The sequence below is a fragment of the Saccharopolyspora sp. NPDC002686 genome (assembly GCF_040295745.1).
GTDB lineage: Bacteria > Actinomycetota > Actinomycetes > Mycobacteriales > Pseudonocardiaceae > Saccharopolyspora > Saccharopolyspora oryzae.
On the sequence record NZ_JBEOVY010000323.1, the window covers coordinates 1 to 8896 of the forward strand.

The window sequence follows — 8896 nt, forward strand, 5'->3', positions numbered from 1 at the left end:
AATGGAAATCGGACGTCTGATTTCCATTGAACTTGCGGACCGCCGGACCGGACGGCTCAGTTGCGGCCGCGGATGTCGAACTGGTCGCGGTTGGTGATCAGCTTGTCCAGCAGCATGACCAGGATGCGCTGCTCGGCCTCGGTGAGCACGCTGGTCCACTCGTGCTCGCGCTCGTTCTGGGCCTGGAACACTTCGAGCATCTCGTGCTGGCCGCGCTCGGTCAGCGACAGCAGCACCGAACGGCCGTCGTGCTCGCCCGGCGTGCGCTCCAGCATCCCGTCGCCCACCAAGGTCTTGGTCAGGTTCGAGACCGCGGCGCGGCTCATGCCGGTCAGCTCGGCGGCCTTCTTCGCTTCCAGCGGTCCCGCCAGCCAGGTGACGAACAGCAGCCGGAAGCCCGACCAGGAGCGGCCGCGCGGGCGGTGCACGGCCGCTTCCAGGTCGTAGGTGACGATGTTGGACGCCCGGTTGAGGGCCAGCAGCACCTCGGTGGCCAGCTGGTGCTGGAAGCCGTACTCCTCGGACAACCGGTGGTTGGCCAGTTCGACGAAGGACCAGAAGTCCAGTTCGTCCGCCGCCATCGCGCCTCCCGGGCAGAAGATAGTCAATGCATTGACTATCTCAGGTGGGGGCGCGGGCCACCAACCGGCCCAGGTCTCCCTTCTCGACCCCGCGCCTCGAGACGTCCGTCCCGGACATCGGCGGGGTGCGCCCGATGGGCGCCGGCGTTCACAGCAGCACTGCGCGGATCTCCAGCCAGGCCGCTTTGAGCAACAGGCGGGTCGTGCTCGGTTGCCGCCACGATGTTCGCATCGACCGCTGCAGGTGTTGGCGCACGTGAAACCTTCCGTTTGCTGGGCCGAACGCGTTCGACCCGTTCCCCGACGCCTGGCAAGACGCCGTTGTCCCGCCAGGCCGCACCCGGCCGGGAACGCGTCCCGTCCGATCGGTGCGACCGCCACCTTGCCCGCTCCCGGCCGGTCGGGCAAGGAAGTTTTCCCGATGCTCACCAGCCGGGTGCGGTCTTGCCTCCCCGCGCACCACCGGGGCATGCTCGGCTGCACCAGTCACCCGGGCCAGGCACGACGACGCACCCGCCGAGGCAGAGGAGTGCGACCGGATGGACCACGACCGCCCGCAGCACGACGTCGTCATCATCGGAGCCGGGTTCGCCGCCATGTACATGCTCAAAGTGCGGTCGCCGCCGACGGCTACCGGGGTTTCGTGCTGTCCACCGGGTGCTGCGGGGACGCGGTCGCCCGCGCCCCCGCTCGATCACCGGTGCTCGACGAGCTCAGCTCGGCGCAGCAGGACCACCACGCATCCGATCGCGATCGCTGCGGCGCAGCTCAGCAGCACGCTCGCGACGTGCAGACCGGAGGTGAACGCCGCTCCGGTGAGCTGTCCGCCGCCGACCGCGGCCAGCACCGCCCCGACCGCGGCGAGCGCGATCGTCTCGGTGACCAGCCGGGCCGTGTTGAAGGTGCCCGACGCCGCACCTGCCTGCTCGGTCGGCACGCTGCCGATCGCCAGCCCGTCGAGGATCCCGTTGGACAGCCCGACACCGGCGCCGATCAGCACCAACGGCACCAGCAGGTGCAGCGGGGTGCTGTCCGGTCCGACGGTCACCAGCGCCAGTGCGCCGATTCCGCTCAGCGCGACGGTGCCGAGGACCACCGACATCGGGCGCAGCCACCGGGACACCACCGCTCCTGCGGTCGGCAGGAACACCGTCGGCAACGTCAGCATCAGCAACCAGATCCCGGCCTGCCCGGCCGACAACCCGACCACCGAGATCAGGTAGCTCGGCAGGTACACCAGCAGCGGGACCAGCACGCCCATGTGCGCCCCGGCGGCCACGGCCAGCGCCAGGAACCGCCGGTTGACCAGCAGATCGAGCTGGAACAGCGGATCCGGTCGACGCCGTTCGACGGCGACGAACGCGACCCCGAGCCCGAGCGCGGCGACGAACCCGCCGACCACGAGCGGGTTTCCGAAGCCCAGCGCAGGTCCTTCGTCGAGCGCGAAGATCAGCAGGAACAGCGCCGAGGTGAACAGCGCCGCACCCGGCCAGTCGATGCCGCGCCCCGGCTCTCCGGGCAACGCCGGAAGTGCGGGCACCAGCAACAGGACCAGCCCGGCGATCAGCGCCGGCACCGCGAAGACAGCTCGCCAGCCCAGGGTCTCGACCAGCACACCGCCGACGGTGGGCCCGAAGGCCAGCCCAACTCCGAGCACCGTCCCCAGCAGTCCGAACGCCCGACTCCTCGCCGCCCCCTGGAAGGTCGCGGCGAGCAGCGACGAACCACCCGTCGTCGCAGCAGCAGCGCCGACACCGCCCACTGCGCGGACGAGGTTGAGCACCAGCACGTCATCGGCCAGCGCGCTCATCGCACTGCTCGCGCAGAACAGCGCCAGGCCCGCGGCGTAGATCCGCCTGCGGCCGAGCACGTCGGCCAATGAACCGGTGAACACCAGGAAACTGGCGAAACAGGCGTTGTAGCCGTTGACCACCCATTGCGTCGCGGCGAGCCCGGCATCCAGGTCCTCGCGGATGCCGGACAGCGCCAAGGACGCCCCGGTGATCGTCAGCGGAAAGGTCAGCGACGACAGCAGAACCGCCGTCAGCACCAGCACGCACCTCTTCGGCACGCTCATACCACTCCTCGTCTTGGAAAGCAGGGAAGCGTGAGCACGTCGAACGCACCGAGGTCAGGCAGCACGAGATGCCGCGCGGGGCGCGGTGGAACCAGGGGTGCAGGGCTCGACCGAACGGGAGCCGACGTGGTCACGACAGCGGAAAACGGCCCTCCGCCCGGCGAAACCGCCTCATCGGAGGGCGAGCCCACACCTAGGAGCTCTTGACCACGGTCCGAGTGTAGGGCACGCCGGGGCGCCTGTTGGCAGCCGGCTCGGCAGCTGCCTAGTGTTGGCCGGTGGGAGGTGCGCATGACCGACCAGTCGACACCGCAGGTGTTCACCCGGGTGCTGCCGCTGCTGAAGTCCGCTCCGGAGGAGCCGGTTTTCGAATCCGGCTACCTGGATCTGCTCGGTGGTCATCCCGAGGAGCCGTCCGGGCTGATCCAGTCGTTCTGGGAGTCCGGGCTCGGCTCCGGCTTCTACGACCACGTGCAGTCGTTCGCCCGCCGGGTGTCCCCGGCCTTCTACCGGCTGCCTGCTCGAACCCACCCACCGCTCGGCGGCCGGGTGCTCGACATCGGTTGCGGTCCGGGCAACGTCACGGCCGCGCTGGGTCGCCAGGTCGGCTCGACCGGGCTCGCCATCGGACTGGACGTCTCGCGCCCCATGCTGACGCGGGCGGCCCGCACCGAAACGTCCGACAACGTCGGGTTCATCCGCGCCGACGCGCGCGACCTGCCGTTCCCGGACGGCACGTTCGACCTGGTCACCAGCCTGGCGGCACTGCAGCTGATCCCGTCGCCCGATGACGTCCTGGCCGCGGCGTGCCGCGTCCTCGCACCTGGCGGCTGGCTGGCGGTCATGGTCCCGACACCGCGCGGCGGCCTCATGCACCAGGCCGTGCGGCTCGTCGGCGACCGCGCCGGGCTGACCTTCTTCGGGCCGGACGAGGTCGCCGAGCAGCTGTACGCCTCCGGGATGCGCATCGTGCACACCCACCGGGCCGGCCCGGTGCTCTGGATCAGCGCCCAGCGCTCGTCCTAGGGCTGGCGGAGGTTGGGGCGGGCTTTGGCCAAGTAGTCGTCGATGGCCGAGAGGTTGTCGGCCATCGTCTCCATCCGCTCCTTGATCTTCGCCCGCTCCTCCTCGAGGTTGGCCAGCATCTCGGGGGCGACGATCCGCATGTGGATGGCACCGGGTTTCTCCAGGCACGGCAGGATGTCCCGGATGATCCGGGTGGGGATCCCGGAGTCCAGCAGGCCGCGGATCTTGTGCACCCGATCCACCGAGCCGTCCCCGTAGGCGCGGTGCCCGAGCTCGTCGCGCGCCGGGCGGATCAGGTCCTGCTCCTCGTAGTAGCGCAGCAACCGCACGGACACGCCGGTCCGCTCCGCGAGCTCACCGATCCGCACCTGAACCTCCCCGAAGCCGGATGCGTCCATTATCCAAAACCGCGCGAGTGCGCCAGATCACCCGGACCGCGCTTGCCCTCACACCGGTGTGAGGTCCGCAGTGTTGGGCGCATGACTGCTGACCTCGATGCGCCGAACACCGCGAAACTGCCCCTCGGCGCGCTGCTGGCGTTCGCCGCGGTCGTGCTCGTCGGCTGCCTGACCGAGACGCTGCCCGCTGGTGTGCTGCTTCCGATGAGCGCCGATCTGCGGGTTTCGGAATCGCAGGCCGGGCAGCTGGTCGCGGTCTACGCGATCAGCACCGCCGCGACCTCGGTCCCGCTGACCGCGCTGACCCGGCGGCTGCCGCGCCGCGCTTTGCTGCTCGGGTTGATCATCGGCTTCGCCGTGGTCAACGCGGTCACCGCGCTCTCGCCCTGGTACCCGCTGACGCTGGTGGCCCGAGTGCTGGCCGGCGCGGTGTCGGGCGTGATGTGGGCGATGATCGCCGGTTACGCCATGCGGATCGTGCCCGCCGAGCGCGCCGGGCGGGCGCTGGCGATCGCGATGGCGGGCACGCCGATCGGCTTCGCCGTCGGAGTTCCGGCGGGCACGCTGCTCGGCGAGCTGTTCGGGTGGCGCTACGCCTTCGGCGCGATGGCGGTGATCACCGCCGTGCTGATCGGCTGGGTCCTCTGGCAGGTCCCACGGCTGCCCGGACAAGCCGCGCAGCAGCGCGCCAGCACCAAGGACGTCCTCGCCACGCCGGGATTCCGCACCGTCCTGATCACGACCTTTGCCCTGGCACTCGGGCACAACGTCCTCTACACCTACATCGGCCCGGTGCTCGCCGACGCCGGTCTGGTCGAGCTGCTCAGCACCGCGCTGCTGGTCTTCGGCGTCGCTTCGGTGCTGGGCCTGTGGATCGTCGGGTCGCTCGTCGACCGCCGGCTGCGGCAGCTCGTCCTCGCCTCGACTTCGCTGGTGGCCATCGCGGCCGCGCTGATCGGTGTCACCGACTGGTGGCCGGTGCTGCTCTTCGCCGTTGCCGTGTGGGGCGTGGCTTTCGGTGGCGCACCGACGATGTTCCCGGCAGCGGCGGCGAGAGTCGCGGGGCGCGATGCGGACTTGGCGCAGTCGTTGACCATCACCGTCTGGAACATCGCCATCGCGGCGGGCGCGTACCTGGGCGGTGCAGCTCTCGACCTCGCGGGCAACACGACACCGCTCCCCTGGCTGGCCGCGGCCCTCGCCGCGACCGCGTTCGGGATCGCGGCTCGGCGGCGCGCGTTCCGGGACAGTTGAAGCTCAGCCTCCGAGCGCGCCGTATTGCTCGATCAGCCGGTGCAGCACGGCGCGCGCGTCGGGGCCCTCGAGCGAAGCCGCCAGCAGCACGTCGAAGAGCCGGTGGAAGCGCGCCAGGTCGTCGGGGTCGGTCACGGTCATCTCCGTGTTCACCGTTTCCACCAGCGCCATGTCGTCGATGATGACGAAACCGTGCTGCGGCACCGCGGTCAGCTGCACGTCCATCGGCAGCACCGCCAGGCGAAGCGTCGACATCCCGGCCAGGGCCAGCAACCGGTCGAGCTGCCCCACCATCACCTGCGGCGGGGCGATCGGGTGCCGCAGACCTGCTTCCGAGCACACGATCTGCACTTCGGTCCGCGGCCGGTAGAGGACTTCCTGCCGGGCCATCCGCCGCTCGACCGACTCGGCGATGTCCAGCTGGTTCTGGTGCAGCACGGCGACCGCTTCGAACATGTGCCGGGCGTACTCGGCGGTCTGCACCAGGCCCGGCACCATCGCGATCTCGAACAACCGGATGCGCTCGGCGTCGTGCTCCAGCTGCTTGCCGTACTCCTGCCGGGCGCTGTTCCCGGTGCGCAGCTGGCGCTTCCAGCTCGCCGCTTCGAGGCGGATCTCGCGCAACTCCTGCCGCAGCTCGGACTCGACGGCTTCGCCCGCGCCGGTCAGCCGGCAGTAGACGACCACGTCGGAATCGGCGACGGACTGGTTCGCGGTTTCCATCCGCGAGACCTTCGACGGGGGCCATCCGGCCAGCTGCGCGAGCTGCTTGCCGGACAACCCGGCTTCCACGCGTAATCGCCGCAGCGCATCGCCGAATGCGAGGCGGCGGGTGTCGAAGTCGGTCACCGGCGCCTCCCGAGCAGGTCGTGCCGGTAGGCCAGCAGCGGAACCGCGTGCTCGCGCGCAGTTTCCCACCAGCTCCGGTACCGGTCCACCTCCCCCTGGCCGGCGATGATCTCGGTACCGGCGAACCGCTGGTCCTCGAAGTGCATCAGCGCGACCCGCGCCTCGTCGAAGAGCCAGAAGTCGTGGGTGGGCAGGCCCAGCGCCCGCGCCCGGGATTCGGGGAGCACCCGGACGTCCTCGCCCGCGGCGACGTTGGCCGGGCCCACGTCGAGCTGCCACAACTGGTATTCCGTTGGCGGCTCCTGGAAAACGCGCACCCGGGCGAACAACCGCCCCGCCCGGGTCGCCGCCGCCACCTGGTCCAGCCAGGGGCGCAACCAAGCCAGATCGTCGGGTTCACCGGCTCGCCAGCGCCGCCAGGGTTCGGCCTCGGCCGGCTGGCGGTAGGTGCCCTGGCACTCCCACCGCCACGCCCGATGCCGGAACGAGCGCAGCAGTTCCTCGAACTGCGCGCCCGGTAAGACCCAGGAACTCACGGTGCCGCCTTCGGCACGAAGACGTCGAGCAAAGCGGCCGGGACCTCCACCGCCGTCTCGTGGTCGGGCAGGCCGCGCTCGCGCAGCGCGGCCAGCGCTTCCGGATCGGTGACCTTGTAGCCCTGAACGACGTAGGTGCCCTGGTCGGTGCTGTACAGCGTGGGGCAGGTACCCGCGTGGGACGTCGTCCCCCAGAAGGTCAACTTCACCTGGTCCTCCTAGTTCGGAAGATTCATGCATCGTCCGTGCAATACGTGCATTCGGTCAAGGCTCGGGGTGCGGCGCAACTCGGACAGCCGATCCGGGTGACTTGCGCGTGTCGCGACCTGCTGGGCCGTTCGGTTGGTGATTGCGCGGATTGCTTGATGTGCGAGGGCGATCGTTCCCATACTGGCAGCACCCGGGGGGACAGGAGACTGAGAGGCGGGCGAGCACGTGAGCATCTGCTGGTTCCCGGTGGTCACGATCCCCCTCCCGCTCGCCTCTCACCTGCTGCCGGTCTCAACGCCTTCCCCGGGAGCGGCGGCGTGATCGGGCTGCAGCAGACCGAGCGGCACTACTGGTTGCCCGCACCGGATCCGGAGACCGGCGCTTTCGAGCGGCACGCCTTCCAAGGTCGGCGCTGGGCGGGGCAACCGGTGGAAATCGCTGCGTGCGGCGCTGAAGTGGCGATGGCCGCGCCCGGCGAGATGGACTGGCGCACGGCACCGACGTGCATGCGGTGCAACGACTTCCTGAAGAACCGGCGGACCGCACCCTGACGCCGATCGCGGACCTCCGGCCCGGTGTTGAACCCCGACTCGCACCGGGCCGGACCCTCGATGTTCCACAGTGGACGTCAGCGCCGGGCGTGGCGCTTCCGGGCGAGTGACAAACCACCGCGAGAGCCGGAAACTGGCTCTGCTGGCGCTCCTCGTCCAGCCCGCCGAAGGGAGGTTCGATGCGCGGCGGCCGGTTGCCGACCTTCGGCGTCGAAGAGGAATTCCTGCTGCTGAACCCGAGAACCGGCCGTCCTTCGACTCGCGCTCCGGAGGTCCTGCGCCAGTTCCCCGATCGCGCTTTCACCGCCGAGCTGGCCACTTTCCAGCTGGAGGCCAACACCCCGGTGTGCCGCAGCGCCGAACAGGCCCACCGCGAACTGGTCGCGGCACGGCGGGACCTCGCCGCCGCGGCCGACCAGCACGACTCGCTGCTGGTGTCGACCGGGTTCTCGCCGCTCGGCTTGCCCGATCCGGTGCCGCTGACCGACAAGGCCCGGTACCGCACCATCCGGGACCGGTTCGGCCTGCTGCTCGACTCGCACACCACCGCCGGGTGCCACGTGCACGTCGGGATGCCCGACCTGGCCACCGCCCTGACGGTGTCCGACCACCTGCGCCCGCACCTGCCCGCGCTGCTGGCGCTGACCGCGAACTCCCCGTTCTGCGACGGCCGCGACACCGGGCACGCGAGCTGGCGGAGCGTGGTGTGGTCGAGGCTGCCGTCGGCCGGACCACCGCCGCTGCACCGGAACCCGGCCTCGTACCAGCGATCCGTGCAGCTGCTGCTGGACAGCGGTGCCGCGCTGGACCGCGCGATGGTCTACTGGTTCGTCCGACCGGCGGTACATCTGTCCACACTGGAGTTCCGCATCGCCGACGCGTCCGGCACCGCCGAGGAATCACTGCTGCTGGCACTGCTGATCCGCGCTCTGACGACGAGAGCGCTGCACGACGTCGCCGAGGGACGGCCAGCACCCGAGCTCCCCGACCAGCAGCTGCGGCTCGCACTCTGGCGGGCGGCGCACGACGGCTTCGAGGGCCGCGGACTGGACATCGACGGCGAGCTGATCCCCGCCCACGTTCTGCTGGAGAAACTGCTCGCAGCTGCTCAGCCAGCGCTGGAAGCCAACGGCGATGCCCGATGCGTCGGCAACCTCCTCGACCGCTTGCTCCGCCACGGCAGCGGCGCGCACCGCCAGCGTCGAGCACACGTCCGCCGCAACGACATGGCGGACGTCATCGCACTGCTCGCCGACCAAACCCGGGCCGGTCTGCCGGATTAGCGACCAGCGGCGCGGAAGGGGCGCCCTCGGGCCGTTTAGATCGGGGCCCCCACCAACCACAACCCCCCAGCCCCAAAAAGGGAAAACTACGGTAAACCAAAAGACCACCAAGGCACCACGCCCACAAAGAC

10 protein-coding genes are annotated in these 8896 nt (G+C 70.2%); 4 read left to right on the forward strand and 6 right to left on the reverse strand.

All coding sequences use genetic code 11. The annotated features are described in order from the left end of the window. Positions 1-56 precede the first annotated feature (56 nt). Positions 57-581, reverse strand: a complete 525-nt coding sequence (locus ABTZ89_RS30875; RefSeq protein ID WP_351051319.1) for a MarR family winged helix-turn-helix transcriptional regulator — start codon at positions 579-581, stop codon at positions 57-59. Between the two features lie 694 nt (positions 582-1275). Then, positions 1276-2658: an MFS transporter gene (locus ABTZ89_RS30880; RefSeq protein ID WP_270949900.1), complete on the reverse strand. Its 1383-nt coding sequence runs from the start codon at positions 2656-2658 to the stop codon at positions 1276-1278. A 291-nt stretch (positions 2659-2949) separates the two neighbouring features. Between ABTZ89_RS30880 and ABTZ89_RS30885 the strand changes: the two genes are divergently transcribed. Then, a complete protein-coding gene (locus ABTZ89_RS30885; RefSeq protein WP_351051322.1) occupies positions 2950-3684 on the forward strand; it encodes a class I SAM-dependent methyltransferase in 735 nt (244 codons plus the stop codon). Here ABTZ89_RS30885 and ABTZ89_RS30890 read toward each other — a convergent pair. Next, complete coding sequence (locus ABTZ89_RS30890; protein WP_270949902.1) at positions 3681-4052, reverse strand: MerR family transcriptional regulator; 372 nt, start codon at positions 4050-4052, stop codon at positions 3681-3683. The genes ABTZ89_RS30885 and ABTZ89_RS30890 overlap by 4 nt on opposite strands. Positions 4053-4163: 111 nt before the next feature. Here ABTZ89_RS30890 and ABTZ89_RS30895 point away from each other — a divergent pair, with 111 nt between their 5' ends. Next, on the forward strand, positions 4164-5336 hold the full coding sequence (locus tag ABTZ89_RS30895; RefSeq protein ID WP_351051326.1) for an MFS transporter: 1173 nt from the start codon (positions 4164-4166) through the stop codon (positions 5334-5336). A gap of 3 nt (positions 5337-5339) precedes the next feature. Here ABTZ89_RS30895 and ABTZ89_RS30900 read toward each other — a convergent pair whose 3' ends face one another. Genes ABTZ89_RS30900 through ABTZ89_RS30910 form a run of 3 tightly spaced genes read right to left on the reverse strand, consistent with a single transcriptional unit; the run spans position 5340 to position 6930 of the window. Further along, positions 5340-6185 (reverse strand): helix-turn-helix domain-containing protein, encoded by an 846-nt coding sequence (locus ABTZ89_RS30900; protein ID WP_351051329.1) that lies wholly within the window; start codon positions 6183-6185, stop codon positions 5340-5342. Continuing rightward, positions 6182-6721 carry a DUF6879 family protein gene (locus tag ABTZ89_RS30905; protein ID WP_351051331.1) on the reverse strand — a complete coding sequence of 180 codons (540 nt, stop codon included), beginning with the start codon at positions 6719-6721 and terminating at the stop codon, positions 6182-6184. The genes ABTZ89_RS30900 and ABTZ89_RS30905 overlap by 4 nt, the downstream gene beginning before the upstream one ends. Next, complete coding sequence (locus ABTZ89_RS30910) at positions 6718-6930, reverse strand: hypothetical protein (RefSeq protein WP_270949906.1); 213 nt, start codon at positions 6928-6930, stop codon at positions 6718-6720. The genes ABTZ89_RS30905 and ABTZ89_RS30910 overlap by 4 nt, the downstream gene beginning before the upstream one ends. 318 nt (positions 6931-7248) lie before the next feature. On the opposite strand from ABTZ89_RS30910, the gene ABTZ89_RS30915 reads away from it, so the two are divergent. Together ABTZ89_RS30915 and ABTZ89_RS30920 are read left to right on the forward strand one after the other, a co-directional pair. Beyond that, positions 7249-7482, forward strand: a complete 234-nt coding sequence (locus ABTZ89_RS30915; RefSeq protein ID WP_270949908.1) for a hypothetical protein — start codon at positions 7249-7251, stop codon at positions 7480-7482. A gap of 179 nt (positions 7483-7661) precedes the next feature. After that, positions 7662-8765 (forward strand): carboxylate-amine ligase, encoded by a 1104-nt coding sequence (locus tag ABTZ89_RS30920; protein WP_351051335.1) that lies wholly within the window; start codon positions 7662-7664, stop codon positions 8763-8765. Positions 8766-8896 lie beyond the last annotated feature (131 nt).

Coding starts and splice junctions, on each gene's coding strand:
- ABTZ89_RS30885 (WP_351051322.1), top strand. CDS start 2,950: ATGACCGACCAGTCGACACCGCAGGTGTTCACCCGGGTGCTGCCGCTG.
- ABTZ89_RS30920 (WP_351051335.1), top strand. CDS start 7,662: ATGCGCGGCGGCCGGTTGCCGACCTTCGGCGTCGAAGAGGAATTCCTG.
- ABTZ89_RS30875 (WP_351051319.1), bottom strand. CDS start 581: ATGGCGGCGGACGAACTGGACTTCTGGTCCTTCGTCGAACTGGCCAAC.
- ABTZ89_RS30880 (WP_270949900.1), bottom strand. CDS start 2,658: ATGAGCGTGCCGAAGAGGTGCGTGCTGGTGCTGACGGCGGTTCTGCTG.
- ABTZ89_RS30895 (WP_351051326.1), top strand. CDS start 4,164: ATGACTGCTGACCTCGATGCGCCGAACACCGCGAAACTGCCCCTCGGC.